Below are 24,783 nucleotides of genomic sequence, written 5' to 3' on the forward strand. Positions count from 1 at the left end.
GTCAAAACAGGCGCCAGCGCTTGTACCCATTGCTCAATCAGCTACTTTATTGATAGCAAATACCCGTGAACTGCCCAGCCCCCGGAAAGGACTCACGCCATGAACACAGCGCTCACGCAACTGGCTGCCGGCTGCGACCTGGCCAGCGAGGCCCACACGCCTCTGCGCCTGGCGTTTGGCCTGGCGTGTGTCGAGCGCGTGCGCCATCTGCTGGAAGACCCCGAGGCCATCGCGGGCCTGGACACGCTGGCAGCGTTCGCGGCAGGCACGGTGGATGCAGCCACGCTGGCGAACGCCGCCGCCCGGATGAAGGAGGTGGCCTCGCACCACCGGGGCTCGCAGTCGCTGGACGGATCGGCCCATGCCGCCGTGTCGGCCACCTACGCCGTGGCCAACGCGCTCGCGGGCCGGGCACTGGAGGCCGCCAGCTACGCGGCCTATGCCACGGTGTACGCGTACGGCGGGTATGCGGTGCAAGACCTCTCGGCCTTCGAGCCGGAGCACCAGTGGCAGGTGCTGGCGCTGCAGCGGCTGCGGGGCGAGGCGGTATCCGAGCGGTCGGCACAGCCCGCCGCCGCCAGCCAGCCCGGCGCATGAGCCATCAGCAGATTCCCGCCGCGCTGGCCGCCCCGCTGCGCATGATCCTGGAGGCCGAGCTGGCACGGGGCAACCTCATCGACGAAGTGGCGGACTGGCCGCCCCAATGCGAGCTGCTTGTGATCCTGCGCCGCCCGTTCGCGACGGCCTACCCCACCGGGCCCGGCGTGGCGTTCACCGCCATCGAAGACCGGCACTACTGGAAGTCCGAATACAACCTCGATGGCGGCCGGCAGACGCTGGCGTGCGGTTTTGGCTGAGCCGTGTGATCAGACGTTGATGGCCGCCGCCGACCCGGCCAGCTTGCGCAGCTCGAACTTCTGGATCTTGCCCGTGCTGGTCTTGGGCAGCTCGCCAAACACCACGGCGCGCGGCACCTTGAAGCCCGCGAGGTGCTTCTTGCAGTGGGCCACGATGTCTTCGGGCGTGGTGGTGGCCCCCGCCTTGAGTTCCACAAACGCGCACGGGGTTTCGCCCCACTTGGCATCGGGCTTGGCCACCACGGCGGCGGCCAGCACGTCGGGGTGGCGGTAGAGCACGTCTTCGACCTCGATGGACGAGATGTTTTCGCCGCCCGAGATGATGATGTCCTTGCTGCGGTCCTTGATCTTGATGTAGCCGTCGGGGTACTGCACGGCCAGGTCGCCGCTGTGGAACCAGCCGCCCGCGAAGGCCTCGTCGGTGGCCTTGGGGTTCTTGAGGTAGCCCTTCATGGCGATGTTGCCCTTGAACATGATCTCGCCCATGGTTTCGCCGTCCTGCGGCACGGGCAACATGGTCTCCGGGTCCAGCACGCGCACGTCGCGCTCCAGGTGGTAGCGCACGCCCTGGCGGGCGTTGAGGCGGGCGCGCTCGCCGATGTCGAGCTGGTCCCACGCCTCGTGCTTGGCGCACACGGTGGCGGGGCCGTACACCTCGGTCAGGCCGTACACATGGGTCAGGTCGAACCCCATCTTCTCCATGCCCTCGATCATCGAGGCCGGGGGCGCGGCACCCGCCACCATGGCCTTGACGCCCCCTTGTGCGAGGTTCTGCACACCCGCCTTCATCGCATCCGGCGCATTGACCAGCAGGCCGTGCACGATGGGCGCGCCGCAGTAGTGCGTGACGCCATGCTGGCGGATCGCGTCGAAGATGGCCTGGGCGTCCACACGCCGAAGGCAGACGTTGACGCCCGCGCGGGCCGCGATGGTCCAGGGAAAGCACCAGCCGTTGCAGTGGAACATGGGCAAGGTCCACAGGTACACGGCGTGCTTGGGCATGTCCCACTCCAGCACGTTGCTGATGGCATTGCTGGCCGCGCCCCGGTGGTGGTAGACCACGCCCTTGGGGTTGCCCGTGGTGCCACTGGTGTAGTTGAGCGCAATCGCATCCCACTCGTCGTCGGGCAGGCTCCAGGCAAAAGCCGGGTCGCCCGTGGCGACAAAGGCTTCGTAGTCCGTGCCGCCCAGGCTCTGCGCGGCGGGGCCGTAGAGCGTGTCCTGGACCTCGATCACGCGGATGGGCGTGGTGCCCGTGCGCAGGGCCAGCGCCTTGGCCATGGTGCCGGTGAACTCGGGGTCCACGATCACCGCCCTGGCCTCGCCGTGGTCGAGCATGAAGGCAATGGCCTCCGGGTCCAGCCGGGTGTTGAGCGCATTGAGCACCGCGCCCGCCATGGGCACGCCAAAGTGGGCCTCCACCATGGGCGGGGTGTTGGGCAGCATCACGGCCACCGTGTCGTTCTTGCCGATGCCTGCCTGCGCCAGGGCGCTGGCCAGCTGGCGGCAGCGGGCATAGGTCTGGCTCCAGGTCTGGCGCAAGTCGCCGTGCACGATGGCCAGGCGGTCGGGGTAGACCTCGGCCGTGCGTTCGATGAACGACAGGGGTGACAGGGATGCGAAGTTGGCTTCGGTGCGGGGCAGGTTCTGGTCGAAGATGGAGGTCATGGCTCGCGAAGGTGGGTGAACGGGTCACAGGCTACCGCCCCAGGCTGACTCAAACCCTTCGGCGGCGGCTCTGCTTGACACGGTACATCGCCGCGTCGGCGCTGGCCAGCAGCGTGTGCGCGTCCTGGGCGTCGCGCGGGAACAGGCTCACGCCGATGCTGGCGCGCAGGGCCAGCGGCTGGCCGTCGATCTGCAGCGGGCTCTCGAAAGCGAGCTCCAGCTTGGCGGCGATCTGCAGCGCCGCATCTTCGCAATCCACGTTCTCGCACAGCACGATGAACTCGTCGCCCGCGAGCCGGGCCACGGTGTCGGCCTGGCGCACGGCGCCCACGACGGTGCGGGCCACGGCCTGCAGCACCCGGTCGCCCGCGGCATGGCCCCGCGCGTCGTTGACGGCCTTGAAATCGTCCAGGTCCACAAACAGCAGCGCGCAGTCCCGCCCGCTGCGGCGCGACAGCTCCAGCGCCTGCGCCAGGCGCTGCTCGAACATGCGGCGGTTGGGCAGGCCCGTGAGCGCGTCGTGGTGCGCCAGGTGGGCCATGGCGTCGCGGCTGGCGTTGAGCTCCGTCATCTGGCGGCTGATCTGCTGCTCCATGTCCTGGAAACTGCGCGCCAGCTCACCCACCTCATCCTCGCGCTGCACGGGCAGAACGCCATGCGGGCGGCCCTGCGGAAAGGCCTGCGTGGCGCGCACCATGGCCTTCAGGGGCTGGGTGACCACGCGCGACACCCAGGCCGCCAGCAACACGCCCACGGCGCTCAGCACCAGCAGGATCTTGAAGATGCTGCGCCCCAGGCTCACCACCTCGCCCTGCACGGCGGCAAGGGGCTGCGAGAGCCCCACCACCATGGACCGCCCCTCCTGCGGCCGCCCGAAGGGCATGCGCACGAACGAGAAGACACGCGCCTCGTCATCGCCAGGGCCCTGCTGGCTGAGCACGGCCTGTTCCTCGCGGCCCTCGATCAGGGCCCCCACCGGGCCGAAGGCATCCTGGATCAGGATGCGCTGGCCGCGGTCGAAGCCGAAGGTCTGGGTGGCGTCCGGGTGCACCAGGAAATCGCCCCAGCGGTTGCTGAGAAAGAAGCTGTAGGAGGCGGGCAGCGCATCATTGAAATTGCGCAGGAACTGGTGCGCCGCCACGCGCACCACGACCACGCCCCGCACCTGTCCCCCACGCACGACGGGCGAGGCCATGCTGAACACGGGCAGGGCCTCGGCATCGGGAGCCCCCTCGTGGTTGATGCCGAACTCGGACACATAGACCTCGCCAGGCCCCAGCGCCAGCGTTTCGAAGACGAAGGGGAAATGGGCCTTCTCCTGCAGCTCCCCCTCGCTCGCGCGTAGCCAGGCGTCCCCCGTGCGGTCGATGCGCACCAGCTCCAGGCCGTAGTCCTGCGCACCGATGAAACGGATCTGCTGGTAGCTCGGGTGCGCCACCAGGCTGGCCCTGAACATGTCGGCCAGCACGTTCCTGTCCTGCTCGATGGCGGCCACGCTGGCCAGGAAGGCGGTGTCGCGCGCCACCGTGCCAAAGCCCGCCTGCATGTGGCGCGACAACACCTGGGTGGTGGCCAGCAGCGCCTGCTCGGCCCGCCCCTGCAGGCGCGTGCGGCTGGAGTCGAAGGTGTAGTAGCCCGCCAGGACGGCGGCAAACACGCTGAAGGACGCCAGCAGGATTCCCAGCCGCAGCGCAATGCCCCATTTCATGCGGGTTTTCATGCGTCAGAACCGGGAGGGCCGGTCTCCCGACAGGATGCGCTGCCACAGTTGCGCGCGGCGTGCTTCGTCCTCGACGGGCTCCAGCCAGACGATGGCCCCGGCGGGGGCGTCGTCCGAGAGCGCGGGTGGCTCGTCGAGCGTATTGGCCAGGCCCTGGCGCCGGGTCAGCTCACGGCTCACGGAGGGGTCGAGCATGTAGTTGATCCACTCGGCGGCCAATGCGGGCTGGGTCGAGCGCCGGGTGATGGCCCAGCAGTCGAGCCAGGCGAGCGCCCCCTCGCGCGGCACCACGTAGCCCACATCCAGCCCGGCATCGCGCAGCTGCTTGAGCTGCTGCTGGCCGTAGTTGGCGTGCATGACGGCAATGCGGTGCTTGCGAAACAGCTCCAGCGACTCCTCGGGCAGGCTGTAGAACGAACGCACGTTGCGCCGCAGGGCCACCAGATCCCTGGCCAGGGGGCCGAACTGGGTCGCATGCAGGTGAAACGGCGGCAGGCCGCGGTACATGGCCGCCAGGGAGAACCCGTGGCTGCTGCCGTCGAATGCCAGCACACGCCCCCGCCAGCGCGGGTCCCACAGCACCGCGATGGAACTGGGGGGCACGGCCATCTGCTGGCGGTCATAGATCAGCCCCATCTCGGAATAGGTGTAAGGCATCGCGAACACATCCGTTCCCTGCGCGATGCCCGCAATCGCATGCAATTGCCGAAAGCGCGGAAGCTGGCGCTCGGCATTGGGAATGTTGTGCACAGGCAACGGTGCAAGCAGCCGGCGTGCCACCAGGCGCGCGATTTCGGCGGTATTGGCGGCCACAAGGTCGAAACCGGGCCCTTGGGGAGAGGCCAGCTGGGTGCGCAGCACGTCGTCGGAGGCGACGGTGGTGACCTCCACCTTGACCCCATGGCGCTTCTCGAAAACGGCCACGATGTCGGGGTCGGCATACCCCGGCCAGGACAGCACGCGCAGCACCGGCGCGGCCCTCGCGGGCGCGGGCCACAGGAGCGCGGGCACCAGCGGCAGCAGCACGGCCATATCCCGGCGCCGCAGCCCCCGCTGCGCCGAAGTGCTGGACGCGTCCATTGCCCGCCACCATGCCGTGACCGCCATGCCGAAAGCCCCGCTTCTGCAATATCTGGTAACAAACAGTTTACGCGGACAATACGCGGCGTGACGATCCCTCAGTCTTTCATTCAGGAACTGCTTGCCCGCGTCGATGTGGTCGACATCGTGGGCCGCTATGTGCAGCTCAAGAAAGGCGGGGCGAATTTCATGGGGCTGTGCCCCTTTCACGGCGAAAAATCCCCCTCGTTCAGCGTGAGCCCCGCCAAGCAGTTCTACCACTGCTTTGGCTGCGGCAAGAACGGCAATGCCATCAGCTTCCTCATGGAGCACGCGGGCATGGGCTTCGTCGAGGCCGTTCAGGACCTGGCCCAGCAGGTGGGCCTCTCGGTGCCGGACGACGACATCTCCCCGCAGGAGAAGGAACGCGCCGCCGCCGCCCGCCAGAAGCAGGCCACGCTGACCGACGTGCTGGAGAAGGCTGCCGACGCCTACCGCCGCCACCTGCGGGAATCCCAGCGCGCCATTGGCTACTTCAAGGGGCGCGGCGTCTCGGGGACGGTGGCCAAGCGGTATGGCCTTGGCTACGCCCCCGAAGGCTGGCGCAGCCTGGCCAGCGTCTTCGCGCAGTACGACGACCCGTTGCTGGAGGAAAGCGGCCTGGTCATCGTCAACGACGAGGACGGCGGCAAGCGCTACGACCGGTTCCGCGACCGGGTCATGTTCCCCATCCGCAACGTCAAGGGCGAATGCATCGGCTTTGGGGGCCGCGTGCTGGGCGACGACAAGCCCAAGTACCTCAATTCGCCCGAAACCCCCGTGTTCCACAAGGGCCGCGAGCTGTACGGCCTGTTCGAGGCGCGCACGGCCATCCGCGAGCAAGGCTATGCCCTGGTCACCGAGGGCTACATGGACGTGGTGGCGCTGGCGCAGCTCGGGTTTCCGAACGCGGTGGCCACGCTGGGCACCGCCTGCACACCCGAACACGTGCACAAGCTGCTGCGCTTCACCGAATCGGTGGTGTTCAGCTTCGACGGAGACAACGCCGGCCGGCGCGCCGCGCGCAAGGCGCTCGATGGCGCCCTGCCCCACGCCACGGACACGCGCAGCATCAAGTTCCTGTTCCTGCCGGCCGAGCACGACCCGGACAGCTTCATCCGCGCTCACGGTACGGACGCTTTTGCCAAGCACGTGAGTGAGGCCGTGCCGCTCAGCCGCTTCCTGGTCGAATCGGCCAGCGACGGCTGCGACCTGGCCACCGCCGAGGGCCGCGCCCACATGGCCAGCAACGCAAGGCCGCTCTGGACGGCCCTGCCCGACGGCGTGCTCAAGCGCCAGGTGCTGGGCGAGCTGGCGGACCTCACCCAGCTCAAGGCACAGGACCTGGCGGACCTGTGGGGCCAGGCCACGGCGCGCGAGGCACCGCGGTCCTCCCACTCCGGTCACGGCGGCCATACCGGGGCAGGTAGTGCACCGGCCCGACAGGCGCCTGCGGCCTACGACCACGAACCACCCTCCTGGGACGCCCCGCCCGACGGGGGGTCGTGGCCGCCCCAAGGCGAGCCGGGCAGTGGATACGACGGCGGATACCAAGGCGGCTACGGCGGCGGCAGCGGCGGAAGTGCTGGCCAGGGCAGCAGCTATGGCAACAAGCCCCCGTTCCGCAAGGGCGGCGACTGGAAGGGCAACTGGAAGAAAAAGGACAAGGACTCTCCCTGGCCGCCCCAGCCCCGCCTGCCGCGCACACCCACCGCCAGCCGCACGGACCATGCCGCGCGCCTGCTGCTGTCGCACATGGCCTTCCTGGAAGAGCTGACCCACGACGACCACGCCACCCTGTGTGCGCTGCAGCCTCCCCACGGCCCGCTTTTTGGCTGGCTGGAGGCGCAGTTTCACGAACACGGCCCCCTGGCCTGGGCCGTGCTGCGCGAGAGCCTGCGCGATCACGAGTGCGAAGCTCTGGCCGTGAAGGTGATGACGGGCTCGCACGCCCAGACCGAAGGCGACCTGCAGGAGCTGCGCACGGAACTGCGGGACCTGCTCAGCCGCATGCAGATCGAAGACATCGAGGAGCAGCAAAAACTGCTGATGCTGCAAGCCGCCACGGACCCGACCGCCCTGGAGCGCTACCGTGCACTGGAACAAAAACGCAGGGTTTTGCTGGGAGTGGCTGTCAAAGCCGCTTGAAATCCCACCAAGCGGTATAATGTAGGGTTAGTTAGCGGCAAGAGCGACAGCAGCACCTCCGAACCGGGCCACCGTGACAAACGCGCACAACCAGCCCAACCATCGCAAGGACTGCACACCAAATGATCGCCCAGACATCTTGCCCCTGAGGGCCTCCCCTCAAAGCGCGAAGACATTTTCAGCTTCGCGTTGCCACCCGCGCCGGGATCTGTGGCGCTTGCGTTTTCTTTGTGTCCGTTTTTGATTCTGAGGTTCTCCCATGCCCGCTCAAAAGTCCGCGAAGCCGCCCAAGTCTGCTCCAGGCACCGCCGCGAAGGCCGTTTCCACCCCTGCTGCCAAGGCTCCCGCGAAGGCCGCGGCCAAAAAAGCTGCACCCGCACCCGCCCCAGCAGCCAAGAAAGTTAAAACCGTGCCCGTGAAAAGTTCTGCCGAGCTGACAAAAGCCGCCGATGAATTGCTGAAGAAAAAGCCTGTCCGCGCCAAGGCTGCCGCATCCGACGAGGAAGACACCCCGAAGAAGCGCCCGGGACGCCCCGCCAAGGCCGCGGGTGCCGCCGAATCCAAGGCGCCCGCCAAGCGGGGCCGCAAGCCCAAGGCTGCGGCCGGTGGCGATGAGAGCGGCGACGATACCGACCTGTCCGACATCGAAGCGGACCTGGAAGGTGAAGTCGAGGAAACCACCGAAGCCGCGGCCACGGTCGAGAAGGTCAAGCCGCTGCGCATGAAGATCAGCAAGGCGAAGGAACGCGCCTTGATGAAGGAATTCGGCCTGGACGAGACCGTTCTATCCGAGGAAGACCTGGCCAAGCGCCGCTCGCGCCTGAAAACCCTGATCAAGCTGGGCAAGACGCGCGGCTACCTCACGCACGTCGAAATCTCCGACCACTTGCCCGACAAGCTGGTGGATGCCGAAACCCTCGAAGCCGTCATCACCACGCTGAACGACCTGGGCGTGGCCGTATACGAGCAGACGCCCGATGCCGAGGCGCTGATCATCACCGACAACGCTCCCACGGGCGCCAGCGAAGAAGAAGCCGAGGAAGCCGCCGAAGCCGCCCTGTCCACCGTGGACTCGGAATTCGGCCGCACCACCGACCCCGTGCGCATGTACATGCGCGAAATGGGCACGGTGGAGTTGCTCACGCGCGAAGGCGAAATCGAGATCGCCAAGCGCATCGAAGGCGGCCTGATGGCCATGATGGAGGCGATCAGCGCATCGCCCGCCACCATCGCCGAGATCCTCAACATGGGTGAGGAAATCCGCGAAGGCAAGGTCGTCATCTCCACCATCGTGGACGGCTTCTCCAACCCCAACGAGGCCGACGACTATGTGGCCGAGGAAGACTTCGACGAATTCGACGAAGCCGACGACGACGACGGCAAGGGCGGCTCCAAGGCGCTGACCAAGAAGCTCGAAGAGCTCAAGAAGCAGGCACTGGAGCGCTTTGACAAGCTGCGCGAGCTGTTTGAAAAAGTGCACAAGGTGTACGACAAGGAAGGCTACGGCACTCCTGCGTACGTGAAGGCCCAGCAGGCCCTGTCGGCCGAGCTGATGACCATCCGCTTCACCGCCAAGACCATCGAGAAGCTGTGCGACATGGTGCGCGGCCAGGTGGACGACGTGCGCAAGAAGGAGCGCGAGCTGCGCCGCATCATCGTGGACAAGTGCGGCATGCCGCAGGAAACCTTCATCAAGGACTTCCCGCCCAACCTGCTGAACCTGAAGTGGGTGGAAAAGCAGGCCGCCGCCGGCAAGCCCTGGAGCACGGTGATGGCGCGCAACATTCCGCCCGTGCAGGAACTGCAGCAAAAGCTGATGGACCTGCAATCGCGCGTGGTGGTGCCGCTGACGGAACTCAAGGACATCAACAAACGCATGAACGAGGGCGAAGCCACCTCGCGTGATGCCAAGAAGGAAATGATCGAGGCCAACCTGCGCCTTGTGATCTCCATCGCAAAGAAGTACACGAACCGCGGCCTGCAGTTCCTGGACCTGATCCAGGAAGGCAACATCGGCCTGATGAAGGCCGTGGACAAGTTCGAATACCGCCGCGGCTACAAGTTCTCGACCTACGCCACGTGGTGGATCCGCCAGGCCATCACGCGCTCGATCGCCGACCAGGCGCGCACCATCCGCATCCCGGTGCACATGATCGAGACCATCAACAAGATGAACCGAATCTCGCGCCAGCATCTGCAGGAGTTCGGCTTCGAGCCCGATGCATCCATCCTGGCCGCGAAGATGGAGATCCCGGAAGACAAGATCCGCAAGATCATGAAGATCGCCAAGGAGCCGATCTCCATGGAAACGCCGATCGGCGACGACGACGACAGCCACCTGGGCGACTTCATCGAGGACGGTGCCAACACCGCCCCCATCGAAGCCGCCATGCAGGCCGGCCTGCGCGACGTGGTCAAGGACATCCTCGATGGCCTCACCCCCCGCGAAGCCAAGGTGCTGCGCATGCGCTTCGGCATCGAGATGACCAGCGACCACACGCTGGAAGAAGTGGGCAAGCAGTTCGACGTGACCCGCGAACGCATCCGCCAGATCGAGGCCAAGGCACTGCGCAAGCTCAAGCACCCCAGCCGCTCGGACAAGCTGCGCAGCTTCATCGATTCGCTGTAACCACCCCGGCAGCCGGCTGCCCTGGCTGCACCCCAAGGCCCTGCCCCGCATCGCGGTGCGGGGCTTTTTCGTTTCTGCGGGGCGGCCCCGCGTTTACCCCGATGCTCCCGACAGCAAAATGACAGCTTGTAACGCGACTATTACATACTGCTGATGGAGACTGTCATGCAGTTCGGCACTCTCCGGCTGCAGGGCCTGGCATCCCAGTGCACGCTGCACGTGCCCGTTCAACGACCTGCCACCTTTTTGCGAGACACCGCATGACATCCTTCAACCGCCGCCAGATCCTCACCCAGGCTGCCGCAGCCAGCGCCGTGGGCGCGCTCGGCGCATCGCTTGCAGCGCCTGCCTGGGCGCAGGCCGCCGGTGCAACTGCCGCCGGCGCGCGCGGCGCGCCCGCCAAGGCCTCCAGGCTGGCGCCCACGCTGCGCATCGTGATCCCAGCCAACCCCGGCGGTGGCTGGGACCAGACGGGCCGGGCGCTGGGTGCGGCCCTTGCCGCCGTCGGTGCGGCAGACCAGATCGAATACGAAAACGTCGGCGGCAAGGGCGGGACCATCGGCCTGGCCAAGTACGCGGAGAAGTACGGCAACGACGCCAACACCCTGCTGATGGGCGGCATGGTGATGGTGGGCGCCGTGGCCCTGCAGAAACCCGCCGTGGACCTGACCCACATCCAGCCGCTCGCACGGCTCACCAGCGACTACCTGGTGGCGGCGGTGGCGGCCAAATCCCCCATCAAGAACGCCAAGGACCTGGCCGAAGCCATGCGCGCGGACCTGCGCGCCGTGCCGGTGGCCGGAGGCTCCGCGGGGGGCGTGGACCACATCTTTGCCGGGGTGCTGGCCCGCGCGTCCAAAGCCAGCCCGGAAGGCCTGGTCTACAAACCCTTCGCTGGCGGCTCCGAAGTGGTGGACGCCGTCGTGTCCGGCGGTGCGGCGATGGGCCTTTCCGGCTACAGCGAATTCAGCGACGCCATCGCGGCGGGCAAGCTGCGCGCCATCGGGGTATCGTCCCGCCGCAGCGCCTTTGGCCTGCCGGCCTTCCGTGAGCAGGGACTGGACGCGACCATGGCCAATTGGCGGGGCGTGTTCACCGGCAAAGGCGTGCCGCCCGCACGCGTGGCCGAGATGCTGGCCGCGGTCGAGGCGGCCACCGCCCACGAGTCCTGGCTGCGCACGCTCAAGAACAATCGCTGGGAACCCTCTTGGCTGACGGGCAAGGATTTGGCAGAGTTCATGGAGCTGGACCTCACCACGGCGCGGGTCATGGTGTACCTGCTCAAGCTGAAAGCCTAGAGACACCCCCGGGTCGCTTCGCGCCCCGGCGCAGCGGCCAGGAGCGGCCGCCCTTCGGGGCCGTGCGGGCCGGCGCCGGCAAACCGCTTGGAGTGGCGACGCCCGGCCCCGCAAGCGGGTGCGCCGCCCGCGCGGCGGGGGCGGCCCTTGCATGGCGGCCTCGGGCCATGGCCATGCCAGTTGCCACCGCAGCCAGTTCATCTGAAAAGCATTGCCAGGAGCCGCTGATGAAAATGTCCAACCACTCCATCGGCGCACGCATGGCCACCGCGCTGGGCCTGGTGCTCGCCCTTCTGCTGGGGGCCGCGCTGTTCGGAATCGCGGCCCTGTACCGCAGCCTGGGCACCTACGAGACCACGGTGCAGGAGCGCGTGGCCCAGGAACGCGCGGTAAGCCGCATGGAAAACGAGTTCAAGACCCAGGTGCAGGAGTGGAAGAACACCCTGCTGCGGGGCGAGGACTCGCGCAAGCGCGAGCTGCACTGGGCGGCGTTCCAGGCCAGCGAAAAGCGCGTGGCCGATGCGGTGAAGGCGCTGGAGCCCCAGCTGACCGATGCGCAGGAAAAGGCGGCGCTGCAGAAGTTCACACAGGCCCACGCGCAGATGGCGCAGGGCTACCGCAAGGGCTTTGAAGTGTTCCAGTCGCTCGGTTTTGTGCCCTCCGCGGGCGATGCCGACGTGGCCGACATCGACCAGGGCCCCGCCAGGCTGCTCACCGCACTGAGCGAGCAGGTGGCCGCCAGCAGCGCGGCCATTGCCGAACAGGCGGCGCTGAACGCGCGGCGGGCGCTCGCCAGCAGCCTGGTGGCGCTGGCGCTGGTCACGGCCCTGGGCGGCTGCGCGGGCTGGCTGCTCACGCGCTCGGTGGTGCGCCCGCTGCGGGTGGCCGTCTCCGTCGCCAACAAGGTGGCTGCGGGCGACCTGACCACGACCATCCGGGTCGATGGCAAGGACGAACCCGCGCGGTTGCTCGAGGCCCTGCGCACCATGCAGGAGAACCTGGAAAACGTGGTGTCGGGCGTGCGCAGCAACGCCGAGGGCGTGGCGAGCGCCAGCGCAGAGATCGCCCAGGGGAACGTGGACCTGAGCATGCGCACCGAGGAGCAGGCGTCGTCGCTGGACGAAACCACCTCGTCCATGCAGCAGCTGCAGGCGACCGTGCAGCAGAACGCCTCCAACGCACAGCGCGCGAGCGAGCTGGCCCGCAATGGCGCATCGGTGGCCCAGCGCGGAGGCGACGTGGTGACACAGATGGTGACGGTGGTCCAGGGCATCCAGGACAGCTCGCGCCGCATTGCCGACATCATCGGCGTCATCGACAGCATCGCGTTTCAGACCAACATCCTGGCGCTCAACGCCGCCGTGGAAGCCGCACGCGCCGGCGAGCAGGGGCGCGGCTTTGCCGTGGTGGCCAGCGAGGTGCGCAACCTGGCCACCCGCAGTGCGAGCGCCGCGCGCGAGATCAAGGAGCTGATCCAGACCAGCGTGGAGCGCGTGCAGGCCGGCTCCGACCTGGCCCGCAACGCGGGCAGCACCATGACGGAGGTGGTCTCCTCCATCCAGGGCGTGAGCGCGCTGATGAACGAAATCAGCCAGGCCAGCACCGCGCAGACCAGCGACATGCTGCGCGTCACGCAAGCCATCGTGCGCATGGACGAAACCACGCAGCAGAACGCGGCCCTGGTGGAAGAAAGCGCGGCGGCGGCCGGCAGCCTGAGCGGCCAGGCGCGCCAGCTGGTGGAGGCCGTGGAGGTGTTCCGCCTGCGCGGCAGCCACCGTGCCTTGGCATTGCCACCTGCGGCGCATTGAATGCCGCACAGGGACGTACTGGCGTCGAACAAGCGCCTATTGCTATATTTTGTATAGCAATAGGCCCTTTTCCAATAAGCGCCGGACACCCGTTTCCATGGATTTCCTGGACCACGGCGGAGGATCTCCGTTGTCCAGCGGCCTGCGCATTGCCCCTGCAACCGGGGCCGCGCAGGCGCGCAGCGCCTCGGAGGGAGGGCTCCTCAACTAATCTATCTTGAGCCCGGACTGCTTCACCAGCCTCGCCATGCGCGCCACCTCGGTGCGGAAGAACGCAGCCGTGGCATCCGGCGTTGTGGCCTGCAGCAGGTAGCCCTGGCCGAGCAGCGCGTCGCGCACCTCGGGCATCCCCAGGGTGGCGCGCACGGCCTGGTAGACCCGTTCGGCCTCCGCCTTGGGCAGGCCCGCGGGCCCCACCATGCCGACCCATCCATCCAGCGCGTACTGCGGCAGGCCCTGTTCCGCGATAGTGGGCAGATCCGGCAACAGCGGCGAGCGGGTGGTGGACGACAGGCCGATGGCCTTGAGCGTGCCCGCCTTCACATGCGGCGCCGCCACGGCCACCGCGATGAACGCCAGCTGGATCTGCCCGCCCAGCACGTCGGCCGTGAGCGGCCCCATGCCACGGTAGGGGATGTGCTTGATGTCGACCTGCGCTTCGTGCACGAACATCTCGGCCGCGAGGTGCAGGATGGTCCCGTTGCCCGATGAACCGTAGTTCAGGGTCCCGGGCTGGGCCTTGGCCAGGGCGATGAGTTCGCGCACGTTCCGGGCGGCCACCGAGGGGTGCGCCACCAGCACGAACGGCGTCGCACCGATCACGGTGATGGGCGTCACGTCGTCGACGGCATCGTACGGAATGCTCTTGAAGACGCTGGGGTTCACCACGTGATTGTTGGACACCATGCCCAGTGCCGAGCCGTCCCTGGGCGCCTTGACGATCATCGAGGTGCCGGTGATGCCCCCCGCTCCGGGGAAGTTCTCGATCACCACGGCGCGCCCGAGCGACTTGCCCAGGCCGGGCCCGAAGGCGCGCGCCAGGCCGTCCACGCCCGAACCGGCGCTCACGGGCAGGATCAGGCGCAGCGGGCGCTCCGACGCCGCCTGGGCCCACGCGTGCAAAGGCGCTGCCAGGCCGGCGGCCAACGCGGCCAGCGCCGTGCGCCGGCGCAGCGCCGGTGGCGGGCAGGCGGGGTGGTGGTGGATGAAAGGATGGTGGTGCATGGCGGTTGTCTCCGTGTTGTGATCTCATCCATCGCCCGGCGGGTGCACGCGCCCCAGCGGGCGCATTGCTCAAGCCACGGCGTGCCTGTCCTGCAGCGCCTGGATCTGCGCGGGGGTGTAGCCCAGTTCCTGCATGAGCGCGCCGGTGTGCTGGCCCAGCACGGGCGGCTGCAGCCGCACGCCCAGGCGCTGGCCGTCCATGCGCAGCGGGCACAGCGTGGTGCGGGCGGTCTGCCCCGCCCGCTCGCCATCGGGCAGGGTGATGTCGGCCAGGCCGCCCGTGGCGTTGAGGTGCGGGTCGTCAAAGAGCTGCTCGGGCCGCGAAATGGGTGCGAACGGCAGGCCGTGCTTTTCAAAGATGGCCGCCAGCTCGGCGGCGCTGTAAGTGGCCAGGCGCTGGCGCAGGTCGGGCATCAGCGTGGCACGGGCGCGCACCCGGTCGTTGTTCGTGGCCAGTTGCGGGTGGGCCTTGAGGTCGGCGAACCCCATGGCGTCGCAAAAGGTGATCCATTGCGCATCGCTGACGGCGGCCAGGAAAATCTGCTCGCCATCCTTCACGCTGAACACGTCGTACAGCGCCCAGGACGAGATGCGGTCCGGCATGGGCGCGGCCGGCTGGCCGGTGACGGCGTACTGCATCATGTGCTGGCCGACCAGGAAGACGTTGTTCTCGAACAGCGCCGAATCCACCTCCTGCCCCCGCCCGGTGATGCCGCGCTGCATCAGCGCCGCCATCGCACCGATGGCGCCGAACATGCCGCCCATGATGTCGTTCACGCTGGTGCCCGCGCGCAGCGGGTCGCCGGGCCGGCCGGTCATGTAGGCCAGGCCGCCCATCATCTGCACCACCTCGTCGAGCGCCGTGCGGTGCTCATACGGGCCCGGCAAGAAACCGGTGTGGTTCACGTAGATCAGGCGCGGGTTGAGCTGGCTCAGGGCCGCGTGGTCCAGCCCGTATTTCGCCATCACGCCCGGCTTGAAGTTCTGCGCCACCACGTCGGCCGAGGCGGCCAGCTTGCGCGCGACCTCCAGGCCCTCGGGGCTGCGCAGGTCCAGCGCGATGCTCTTCTTGTTGCGGTTGAACATGGGGAAGAAGCCCGCGCCGGCGCCCAGCAGGTGGCGCGTGCGGTCGCCGTCCACGGGCTCGACCTTGATGACCTCGGCCCCGAGGTCCGCCAGCACCATGCCGCAGGTGGGGCCCATGACCATGTGGGTGAACTCCACCACGCGCAGGCCCTGCAGGGGCAGTGCACGGGGGGCAGAGGTGCCGGGTGGCGCGAGCGGGGAGGAAGAAGAATCGGTGTGGGATGTCATGGGGCGACGATACGGGATGGAAGGGCGCGCGGCGGTGGCTCAATGTTGAGCTCGTGGCGAGCTCAGTGGATGGCGGCGAGGGAGACGGTCCCTGCGCCGGTGCGCGGTACCCCGGCCTGCCACAGCGTGCCGTGCAGGGTCTCCCCGGCCAGCCAGCCCGCCACACGCTCGCGCAGCGCCAGCAGCGCGTCCACGTCGATGCCGGTTGCGACGCCCATGCGTTCCAGCATGAACACAAGGTCTTCGGTGGTGACATTGCCGCTGGCGCCCGGCGCGTGCGGGCAGCCGCCGATGCCGGCCAGGCAGGCATCAAAGCGGGTGATGCCGGTCTGCCAGGCCGCGTAGACGTTGGCCAGGCCCATGCCGCGCGTGTCGTGAAAGTGCGCGCAGGCCAGCCGGTCTCCCACCAGCGCGCGGGCCTTCTCGAACAGGCGGGCCACCGAGGCCGGGTCGGCATAGCCCACGGTGTCGGCCAGGCTCACATGGTCGGCCCCGGCATCCAGCAGGGCCTGCATCAGGCGCAGCACCTCGCTCTCGGCCACCTCGCCCTGCAGGGTGCAGCCAAACGCCGTACCCACGCCGCCTTCGATCAGGCAGCGGCTGCCGCTGGCGTCGCGCAGCGCGCGGATGCGCGCCACCTCGGCCACCACGTCGTCGGGTGTCTTGCGCAGGTTGGCCAGGCTGTGGGCATGGCTGGCGGACAGGGGCACCACCATCAGGTCGGCGCCGCATTCAAGCGCACGTTCGGCGCCTTTGTAGTTGGGCACCAGCACCGAGGCGACCAGGCCCGGCAGGGTCTTGGCATGGGCCAGCACCTCGGCGGTGTCGGCCAGCTGGGGCAGCAGGCGGGCGGGCACGAAGGAGCCGACCTCGATCTCACGCTGGCCCGCGGCATAGGCCGCGTCGAGCCAGTCGATCTTGTGCGCGGTGGACACCACGGTGGCGATGCTCTGCAGGCCGTCGCGCAGGCCCACTTCGCGCACCACGGCCCGCGCGGGCGCCATGCCGGGCGCGGGACGGGTCGCGGGGAAAAAAGAAGGGGTGTTCACGGCGTTGTCTCCAGCTCGTTGGTGTTCCGTGGGAGATTCTAGAAATTCCCAACAGAATCAGAAAATACATCTCGGAAGCCATATGATTCACAAAAGGAACATCACAGTCTTTCAAGCGGAGGCAATTGCATGCGCGATCTCGACCTGCAGACCCTGCGCCTGTTTGCCGCCGTGTGCGAGCAGCGCAGCATCGCGCGCGTGGCCGAGCAGGAGTCCATCGTGGGTTCGGCCATCAGCAAGCGGCTGGCCCAGCTGGAGGACACGGTGGGCACCGCCCTGCTGGTGCGCAAGCGGCGCGGCGTCATTCCTACCCCGGCGGGGGAAACGCTGCTGGAACACGCGCGCACCATGCTCGCCAGCGTGGGCCAGATCGAGCGTGACATGGCCGCCTATGCCACCGGCATCCGGGGCCACGTGCGCATGCTGGTCACGGCCTCGGTCATGGCCGAATCGCTGGCCGACGATGTGGCCGCCTTCCTGCAGGACCCGGCGCACCGCGACATCCAGGTGAGCCTGGAGGAACGCGTGAGCCCGGACGTGGTGCAGGGCATCCGCGACGGCAGCGCGTCCATTGGCATCTGCTGGGACGCGGCGGACCTCTCCGGACTGGAAACGCGCGGCTACCGCAACGACCACCTCGCCGTGGTGGCACATGCCTCGCACCCCGTGGCCCGGCACGCCAGCGTGCGGTTCGCCGACGTGCTGGACCATGAATTCGTGAGCATGCCCGCGCTGAGCGCCGTGCAGGTGCTGCTGGCGCGCGCCGCGGCCGTGGAGGGAAAAATGCTCGCGCACCGGGTGCTGGTGTCCAACTTCGACGCGGCCCTGCGGGTGGTGCGCGCCAACCTGGCCATCAGCGTCGTGCCGCGCGAGGTCGCCCTGCCCTTTGCCCAGACCGCCCCGGTGCGCGTGATTCCGCTGAGCGATCCCTGGGCCCGGCGGCGCTTCGCCATCTGCTACCGCAGCGCCCAGATGCTGACCCCGGCCGCACAGTTGCTGGTCCACCACCTGGCGGGGCTGGGCCGCCAGGAATGACCGCCTCCAACCGTGGCCCCATCGCAACAGTTTGAGTTGTAACACGTCATTTTTGGGGCGTAGCGCATGCGTGGTGTGCGTTCTGAGCTACTAAACTTGTAGCAAAATGGGTTCCGCGCTATAGTCTCAGCGCATCAGCGGGCCCGGCATTCGCCCACCCGAATGAAAACTTGATCCAACACTTGCGCGAGGAGAAGCGTCCATGAGCTCCAAAGAAAATGCCGCCATCAACCAGTTGTTCGAGCGGCTCGAATGCCGTTACGCACTGCGCGTGCTCTGGGCCCTGAAGGACGGCCACCCCCAGACCTTCCGCCTGCTGCAGGACAGCGTGGGGGGCATCACCCCCAACACGCTCAACACCCGCATCAAGGAACTGCGCGAAGCCGGCTTCGTGGACCATGGCAGCGACGGCTACACCGTCACTCCTTCCGGCGCCGACCTGCTCAAGCGCCTGTCGGACGTGCAGGCCTTCGCCACCCGCTGGGTGGCCGGCCGCGCCAAGAAGGTCTGACCACAGGCCAGCGGTCCCGTCTGTTCCCCGCCAAGGGGCTTCTCGTTAAAATACAGGGCCAAATTAGCTTCTAGCGCATGACATACAAGCGCTAGAAGCTATATTTTTAATAGCAAGCAAGGAATTTCATCCATGGCACTGACCACCACCGCATCCGGACTGCAATACGAAGACACCACCGTGGGCGACGGCGCCGAAGCCACCAAGGGCCAGAACGTTTCGGTGCACTACACCGGCTGGCTCTACAACAACGGCGAGCAAGGCGCCAAGTTCGACTCCAGCCACGACCGCAACGACCCCTTCGAGTTCTCGCTGGGCGGCGGCATGGTCATCAAGGGCTGGGATGAAGGCGTGCAGGGCATGAAGATCGGCGGCAAGCGCACGTTGATCATCCCCGCGGCCCTGGGCTACGGCGCGCGCGGCGCGGGCGGTGTGATCCCTCCGAACGCCACGCTCAAGTTCGATGTGGAACTGCTCAAGGTCGGCCGCTGATCGCGCAGCCTGCGCGGCAGCATCCGACACGACACCAAAGCGGCCTTCGGGCCGCTTTTTTTACGCCTGGCCCGCCACCTCTGGCACGGGCGCAGCCCAGGCCAGGCCCGCGCGCAAGGATGCCGTGCCGTAGAAAGGAAAGGCACAGAGCGGCTCGGGGTGTCCCATCAATCAAAAAGCGCCTTGTCCAGCCGCTCGAACTTCGCGTCGCCCACGGCCTCGCGGATCTTCGGTGCCAGCGCCGCCAGGTCCTCGAAACTGCCCGCTCCCTCCACGGCCAGGTTCAGCCGGAACCCGCGCAGCCCCATGGCGGCGGTCAGCTCGGTGGCAATCGGGTAGGCCGCCTGGTAGCGCTCTTTCGGCGTGCGCCCCGAGCCCTCCAGCGGCGATGCCACCGTGCCCAGGTCCGTCGCTGGCGCGGGTTCGGCCACGGGGGCTGGCTGGCTGGCGGCCATTGCGGCAGGCAGGGACTGCCCCGCCAGCGGCGCCAGCAGCCCCTGGGCGATCATGGCCTGCACGTCGTCCTGCGTGATTCCCATGGCGGCGGTGGCCGCCAGAATCTCGCCCGTGGAGCGCTTGCCATCAAACAGGATGAAGGCCGAACGCTGGCGCGAACTGAGACTGCCGTGCCGGTCCTTGAGCGCTTCTTGCCCTGCCGGCGTTTTGACGAGAACCATGAGCCTCCTTGAGCTGAACGGTGGCGGGTTGACGCGGGGCACCCACCACCCCACGAGCCCCTGCAGGCCAGATTCTCACGTTTGCGCACCATTGAAAATCGGGGTTTACGCATAACCATGGCAGCGCTGGCCGGAACGCGGGCGCGCCCCTCCTGGCCCCGTGCCGCAACCCGCAATCCCGCCGCGCCGCTACATCTCGGAGCGGATGCGCGGCAAGGCGGGCGCGGGCCGCGTCACCCAGCTCACCACCACGGCGACCACCAGTCCCGTCGGCACGCCGAACACGCCGGCCGAGATGGGCTGGATGCCAAACCAGAGCCCGTCCGCCAGCATCCAGCTGGGCAGCGCGCGCATGGCCGACACATGCGAAAGCATGTAGTACACCGCCACGCCCAGCCCCGCCACCATGCCGGCCACCGCGCCCTGCCGCGTGGTGCCGCGCCAGAAGATGCCCAGCACCATCACCGGCACGAAAGCCGATGCGGCCAGGGAGAACGACGCCGACACCATGGGCAGGATCTCTGACGGCTTGAGCGCCGCGACAAAGGCCGCCGACAAGGCCACCGCCAGCAGCGCGAACTTGCTCAGGATCACACGCTGCTCGGGCGACGCCTCGCGCTGGGTGTCCTGGAAATACAGGTCGCGCACCAGCGCATTGCTGATGGTGAGCAGCAGGCCGTCGGCGGTGGACAGCGCCGCGGCCAGCCCACCCGCCGCCACCAGGCCGGAGACCACATACGGCAGGCCCCCCAGCTCCGGCGTGGCCAGCATGATGAGGTCGGCCCCGAGCCGGATCTCGCCAAACTGCACGATGCCGTCGCTGTTCACGTCCTCCACCGACAGCAGCGAGCTGTCCACGCGTGCCCACTGGGCCATCCAGTTGGGAAGGGCCTCGAAGCTGCTGCCCACCAGGTTCTGCATGACCTCGAACTTCACCAGCACCGCCAGCGCCGGGGCGCTCAGGTACAGCAAGGCGATGAAGAACAGCGACCACGCCACCGAGGCGCGCGCCGCCGACACCGTGGGCGAGGTGTAGTAGCGCGTGAGCAGGTGCGGCAGGCCCGCCGTGCCCACCATCAGGCAGAACATGAGCGCCAGGAAATTGCGGCGCGTCAGCTCGTAGTCGCGCTGCTCCTCGGGGGTGCCCTTCGGGTCGCCCACATAGGCCTGGCTGTGCAGGGGCAGGCCACCGAGGGGGCGGGCACGCTCATAGTTCTCGCGCATCTCGCGGGTCCAGCGCTCGCGGGCCGCGGCGGCATCGCGCGGCAGGGCCGCCAGCTCGCGGCTGGCCGTGACGATCAGGCCCACATCGGCGTTCTGGGTGCGCAGCGCGCGGATGCGCTCGCGCCCCTTCTCGCGTTCGCGCTCCAGGGCACCCTCCACGTCGCTCAGGCGGGCCTCGAAATCCTGGGCGCGCCGCAGGTAGGTCTGCACCACCTGGTGTTCCGCCGGCGAATCGAGCAGTTGCGCCTCCAGATCGGCGATCTTGCTGATCTGCTCGCCATAGACCAGCGGCGCCAGCGGGTTGCCAAGCTGCTTGTAGGCCAGCCAGGACACCGGGATCAGGAAGGCCAGCAGCAGCACCACGTACTGCGCCACCTGCGTCCAGGTGATGGCGCGCATGCCGCCCAGGAACGAGCACAGCAGCACGCCGCCCAGTCCCAGCATGATGCCGATCTCGAACTGCACGCCGGTCAGGCGCGAGGCGATCAGCCCCACGCCGTAGATCTGCGCCACCACGTAGGTGAACGAGCACAGCACGGCGGCCAGCGCGGCGATCACGCGCGGCCACCGGCCGCCAAAACGCACGTGGAAAAAATCGGGCACGGTGTACAGGCCCATGGCGCGCAGGTGCGGCGCGATCAGCATCGCCACGAGGCAGAAGCCACCCGTCCAGCCCAGCAGGTAGGCGAGGCCCCCCGCCTGCCCCGGCGTGCCGGAAAAGCCCTGCAGGTAGAGCGCCCCCGACAGGCTGATGAACGACGCGGCGCTCATCCAGTCGGCCGCCGCCGCCATGCCGTTGTACATGGGCGGAATGCGCCGGCCGGCCACGTAGTATTCCTCCGGGTCGGTGGTGCGGCCGTAGACGCCGATGCCCGCGTACACCATCACCGTGAGGAACAGGAAGATGGGGCCGATCCAGTGGCGCGAGAGCCCCTGGTGCTCCGCCCAGGTCATCAGCGCCAGGAAGGCCAGCACGCCCGCCACATACAGCGCCAGGATGCGGTGCAGCCGCCACAGGTAAGCCCGGTCTGCGCCGGAGGAATTGTTCTCAGCCATGGTCAGCCAGGAGGACGGGCAGCGTCTTCCAGGGATGCGGCCGCAGCGGCCGCAATGCGCTCAGCGTCCTGGCGCTCGAACCGGTTCATGGCCCACCCATAGGCCACCACGATGCCGATGAACACCAGCACCGCACCCTGTGCCGCGATCCAGTAGCCCAGGGGCCAGGCGCCGAACACCAGCACCTGCAGGTCCCTGGCGAAATAGGTGGCGCCAAACGACACCAGCGCCCACAGCAGCAGCAGGCCCGCCTTGAGTTTCAGGTGCCGCACATCGTGCAGATCGGGCGGGAACGGGCCCGCCATTTCCGCCTCGGATGGTGATCGACGGGGCATGGCGGAGTCGTTCACGCAGGCTCTCAGCGATCCACGGCCCTGCGGGCCACGCGTGGCCCGTGCAATGAGGGCAGGTCGAACAACAGGCCCCCCCGCACAAGTGCCGCCCCGCCGCGCCGGGCGCGCCCCCCCTTCTGCGCGTGGCGCGCGAGAAGGGGAAAGCGGCACGGCCGCCCGGGGGGTTGCCGCGTCACGTCAGCCGGCCAGTTGCTGCCAGGTGGCGATCACGCTGTCGGGATTGAGCGAGATCGACGAGATGCCCTCGGCGGCCAGCCACTGGGCGAAGTCCGGGTGGTCGCTGGGGCCCTGGCCGCAGATGCCGATGTACTTGCCCTGTGCCAGGCAGGCCTTGATGGCCTGGTGGATCAGCTGCTGCACAGCGGGGTCGCGCTCGTCGAAGTCGTGCGCCAGCAGTTCCAGCCCCGAGTCGCGGTCCAGGCCCAGGGTGAGCTGGGTCAGGTCGTTGGAGCCGATGGAGAAGCCGTCGAAGAACTCCAGGAAACGCTCGGCCAGGATGGCGTTGCTCGGCACCTCGCACATCATGATGACCTTGAGGTCGTCCTTGCCGCGCTGCAGGCCGTGCTGGGCCAGCAGCTGCGTCACGCGCTCGGCCTGGCCCAGCGTGCGCACGAAGGGCACCATCACCTGCACGTTGGTCAGGCCCATGTCGTTGCGCACGCGCTTCAGGGCCTCGCACTCCATCGCGAAGGCTTCGCCGAAATCAGCGCTCAGGTAGCGCGCCGCACCGCGGAAGCCCAGCATCGGGTTTTCTTCCTCGGGCTCGTAGCGGCTGCCGCCGATGAGCTTCCTGTACTCGTTGGACTTGAAGTCCGACAGGCGCACGATCACCGGCTTGGGATAGAAGGCGGCGGCGATGGTGGCCACGCCTTCGGCCACCTTGTCCACGTAGAAGGCGCGCGGGCTGGCATGGCCCCGGGCCACGGACTCCACGGCCTTCTTCAGGTCGGCATCGATCTGCGGGTAGTCCAGGATGGCCTTGGGGTGCACACCGATGTTGTTGTTGATGATGAACTCGAGGCGCGCCAGGCCCACGCCCTCGTTGGGCAGCTGGCAGAAATCGAAGGCCAGCTGGGGGTTGCCCACGTTCATCATGATCTTGGTTTGGATGCTGGGCATCTCGCCGCGCTGCACCTCGGTGACCTCGGTTTCCAGCAGGCCGTCGTAGATGCGGCCGGTGTCGCCCTCGGAGCAGCTCACGGTGACCAGCGTGCCGTCTTTCAGCAGTTCGGTCGCGTCACCGCAGCCCACCACGGCCGGAATGCCCAGCTCGCGCGCGATGATGGCGGCGTGGCAGGTGCGGCCGCCCCGGTTGGTGACGATGGCGCTGGCGCGCTTCATCACGGGTTCCCAGTTGGGGTCGGTCATGTCGGTCACGAGCACGTCACCGGGCTGCACCTTGTCCATCTCGGCAATGTTGTGCACCAGGCGCACGGGGCCGGTGCCGATCTTCTGGCCAATGGCGCGGCCCTCGGCCAGCACGGTGCCCTGGCCCTTGAGCTTGTAGCGCATCTCGGCCTGGCCCTTGGACTGGCTCTTCACGGTTTCGGGCCGTGCCTGCAGGATGTAGAGCTGGCCGTCGGTACCGTCCTTGCCCCATTCGATGTCCATCGGGCGGCCGTAGTGCTGCTCGATCACCAGCGCATACTGGGCGAGCTGCTGCACGTCGGCATCGGTCAGGGAATAGCGGTTGCGCTGCTCGGTGGGCACGTCGGTGGTCTTCACCAGCTTGCCCGAGGCGGCCTTCTCCTGGGGCGTGGAAAACACCATCTGGATGAGCTTGCTGCCCAGGTTGCGGCGGATCACGGCCTTCTTGCCGGCACGAAGCATGGGCTTGTGCACGTAGAACTCGTCGGGGTTCACGGCGCCTTGCACCACGGTCTCGCCCAGGCCGTAGCTGCTGGTGATGAACACCACCTCTTCAAAACCGGACTCGGTGTCGATGGTGAACATCACGCCGGCCGCGCCCAGGTCGGAGCGCACCATGCGCTGCACCCCGGCCGACAGGGCCACGACGTCGTGCTCGAAGCCCTTGTGCACGCGGTAGGAGATGGCGCGGTCGTTGTACAGGGAGGCGAACACCTCCTTCATCTTGTGCAGCACGTCGTCGATGCCCACCACGTTCAGGAAGGTCTCCTGCTGGCCCGCAAACGATGCGTCCGGCAGGTCTTCGGCCGTGGCGGACGAGCGCACCGCGAACGAGGCGGCGGGGTTGCCGGCGCTCAGCGTGGCGAATGCTTCGGCAATGGCTTGTTGCAGGTCGGCCGGGAAGGGCTGGGCCTCGACCATGGCACGGATCTCGGCACCGACGGCGGCCAGGGCGCGCACATCTTCGGTGTCCAGGCTCTTGAGCTTGGCGCTGATCTTGTCGGCCAGGCCGTCGTGGGCCAGGAACTGGCGAAACGCGTGCGCCGTGGTGGCAAAGCCCGTGGGCACCCGCACGCCCTGGGGCAGCTGGGAGATCATCTCGCCGAGGGAGGCGTTTTTACCGCCTACGGCCTCGACATCGGTCATTCTCAGGTTTTCAAACGGTACGACCAGGGCGGTCGGGCTGAAAAGTGCAGACATGGGAAAGCTCCAGAAGTTGAAACCGGGTCTGCGCGCCCGCCCCCTTGGAGCGAT

Annotated in this window: 19 protein-coding genes; 9 read left to right on the plus strand and 10 right to left on the minus strand. The window is 67.9% G+C overall.

Translation table 11 applies throughout. The features are described from left to right. The first annotated feature begins 99 nt into the window (after positions 1–99). Positions 100–597: a hypothetical protein gene (locus tag AC1RCS_RS05830; RefSeq protein ID WP_492244031.1), complete on the plus strand. Its 498-nt coding sequence runs from the start codon at positions 100–102 to the stop codon at positions 595–597. Further along, entirely contained in the window at positions 594–857 is a 264-nt protein-coding gene (locus tag AC1RCS_RS05835; protein ID WP_492244032.1) for a hypothetical protein, read from the plus strand. The genes AC1RCS_RS05830 and AC1RCS_RS05835 overlap by 4 nt, the downstream gene beginning before the upstream one ends. A gap of 9 nt (positions 858–866) precedes the next feature. Here AC1RCS_RS05835 and AC1RCS_RS05840 read toward each other — a convergent pair whose 3' ends face one another. From AC1RCS_RS05840 to AC1RCS_RS05850, 3 genes are read right to left on the minus strand one after another with little or no spacing between them, the layout of a single operon-like run. Continuing rightward, positions 867–2,525 carry an acyl-CoA synthetase gene (locus AC1RCS_RS05840; protein WP_492244033.1) on the minus strand — a complete coding sequence of 553 codons (1,659 nt, stop codon included), beginning with the start codon at positions 2,523–2,525 and terminating at the stop codon, positions 867–869. Positions 2,526–2,574: 49 nt separating this feature from the next. Further along, a complete protein-coding gene (locus tag AC1RCS_RS05845; RefSeq protein WP_369642874.1) occupies positions 2,575–4,245 on the minus strand; it encodes a diguanylate cyclase domain-containing protein in 1,671 nt (556 codons plus the stop codon). A gap of 3 nt (positions 4,246–4,248) precedes the next feature. Then, positions 4,249–5,325 carry an ABC transporter substrate-binding protein gene (locus tag AC1RCS_RS05850; protein ID WP_492244034.1) on the minus strand — a complete coding sequence of 359 codons (1,077 nt, stop codon included), beginning with the start codon at positions 5,323–5,325 and terminating at the stop codon, positions 4,249–4,251. Between the two features lie 87 nt (positions 5,326–5,412). Here AC1RCS_RS05850 and dnaG point away from each other — a divergent pair, with 87 nt between their 5' ends. The 4 genes from dnaG (at position 5,413) to AC1RCS_RS05870 (ending at position 13,226) form a co-directional block, all read left to right on the plus strand. Then, a complete protein-coding gene (gene dnaG / locus AC1RCS_RS05855) occupies positions 5,413–7,491 on the plus strand; it encodes a DNA primase (RefSeq protein WP_492244035.1) in 2,079 nt (692 codons plus the stop codon). Positions 7,492–7,750: 259 nt separating this feature from the next. Beyond that, positions 7,751–10,120, plus strand: a complete 2,370-nt coding sequence (gene rpoD, locus AC1RCS_RS05860) for an RNA polymerase sigma factor RpoD (RefSeq protein ID WP_218295384.1) — start codon at positions 7,751–7,753, stop codon at positions 10,118–10,120. 260 nt (positions 10,121–10,380) lie between these two features. Beyond that, entirely contained in the window at positions 10,381–11,418 is a 1,038-nt protein-coding gene (locus tag AC1RCS_RS05865; protein ID WP_218295385.1) for a Bug family tripartite tricarboxylate transporter substrate binding protein, read from the plus strand. 227 nt (positions 11,419–11,645) lie between these two features. Next, complete coding sequence (locus tag AC1RCS_RS05870) at positions 11,646–13,226, plus strand: methyl-accepting chemotaxis protein (protein WP_492244036.1); 1,581 nt, start codon at positions 11,646–11,648, stop codon at positions 13,224–13,226. Positions 13,227–13,433: 207 nt separating this feature from the next. On the opposite strand, the gene AC1RCS_RS05875 is transcribed toward AC1RCS_RS05870, so the two are convergent. The 3 genes from AC1RCS_RS05875 to AC1RCS_RS05885 all read right to left on the minus strand — a co-directional run bounded on the left by AC1RCS_RS05875 (position 13,434) and on the right by AC1RCS_RS05885 (position 16,768). Next, complete coding sequence (locus AC1RCS_RS05875; RefSeq protein WP_492244037.1) at positions 13,434–14,450, minus strand: tripartite tricarboxylate transporter substrate binding protein; 1,017 nt, start codon at positions 14,448–14,450, stop codon at positions 13,434–13,436. 69 nt (positions 14,451–14,519) lie between these two features. Next, the gene (locus tag AC1RCS_RS05880) at positions 14,520–15,764 is read right to left on the minus strand and encodes a CaiB/BaiF CoA transferase family protein (RefSeq protein ID WP_369642879.1); all 1,245 of its coding nucleotides are present in this window, start codon (positions 15,762–15,764) and stop codon (positions 14,520–14,522) included. Between the two features lie 62 nt (positions 15,765–15,826). Further along, positions 15,827–16,768, minus strand: coding sequence for a hydroxymethylglutaryl-CoA lyase (locus AC1RCS_RS05885; RefSeq protein ID WP_492244247.1), 942 nt, complete (start codon positions 16,766–16,768; stop codon positions 15,827–15,829). A gap of 174 nt (positions 16,769–16,942) precedes the next feature. On the opposite strand from AC1RCS_RS05885, the gene AC1RCS_RS05890 reads away from it, so the two are divergent. The 3 genes from AC1RCS_RS05890 (at position 16,943) to AC1RCS_RS05900 (ending at position 18,851) form a co-directional block, all read left to right on the plus strand. Then, positions 16,943–17,848 (plus strand): LysR family transcriptional regulator, encoded by a 906-nt coding sequence (locus tag AC1RCS_RS05890; RefSeq protein ID WP_218295388.1) that lies wholly within the window; start codon positions 16,943–16,945, stop codon positions 17,846–17,848. Between the two features lie 202 nt (positions 17,849–18,050). Continuing rightward, positions 18,051–18,359 (plus strand): winged helix-turn-helix transcriptional regulator, encoded by a 309-nt coding sequence (locus AC1RCS_RS05895; protein WP_218295389.1) that lies wholly within the window; start codon positions 18,051–18,053, stop codon positions 18,357–18,359. Between the two features lie 132 nt (positions 18,360–18,491). Further along, complete coding sequence (locus tag AC1RCS_RS05900; RefSeq protein WP_218295390.1) at positions 18,492–18,851, plus strand: FKBP-type peptidyl-prolyl cis-trans isomerase; 360 nt, start codon at positions 18,492–18,494, stop codon at positions 18,849–18,851. A gap of 167 nt (positions 18,852–19,018) precedes the next feature. Here AC1RCS_RS05900 and AC1RCS_RS05905 read toward each other — a convergent pair whose 3' ends face one another. The 4 genes from AC1RCS_RS05905 to ppsA form a co-directional block, all read right to left on the minus strand. Further along, positions 19,019–19,528 carry a hypothetical protein gene (locus AC1RCS_RS05905; protein ID WP_218295391.1) on the minus strand — a complete coding sequence of 170 codons (510 nt, stop codon included), beginning with the start codon at positions 19,526–19,528 and terminating at the stop codon, positions 19,019–19,021. Between the two features lie 189 nt (positions 19,529–19,717). Beyond that, positions 19,718–21,808, minus strand: coding sequence for a VC_2705 family sodium/solute symporter (locus AC1RCS_RS05910; protein ID WP_218295392.1), 2,091 nt, complete (start codon positions 21,806–21,808; stop codon positions 19,718–19,720). Positions 21,809–21,810: 2 nt separating this feature from the next. Further along, positions 21,811–22,143, minus strand: a complete 333-nt coding sequence (locus AC1RCS_RS05915) for a DUF4212 domain-containing protein (RefSeq protein ID WP_492244038.1) — start codon at positions 22,141–22,143, stop codon at positions 21,811–21,813. Positions 22,144–22,338: 195 nt separating this feature from the next. Further along, entirely contained in the window at positions 22,339–24,729 is a 2,391-nt protein-coding gene (gene ppsA / locus AC1RCS_RS05920) for a phosphoenolpyruvate synthase (RefSeq protein ID WP_492244039.1), read from the minus strand. Between the last annotated feature and the right edge of the window lie 54 nt (positions 24,730–24,783).

The sequence above is a fragment of the Acidovorax sp. GW823-FHT01C06 genome (genome assembly GCF_058798375.1).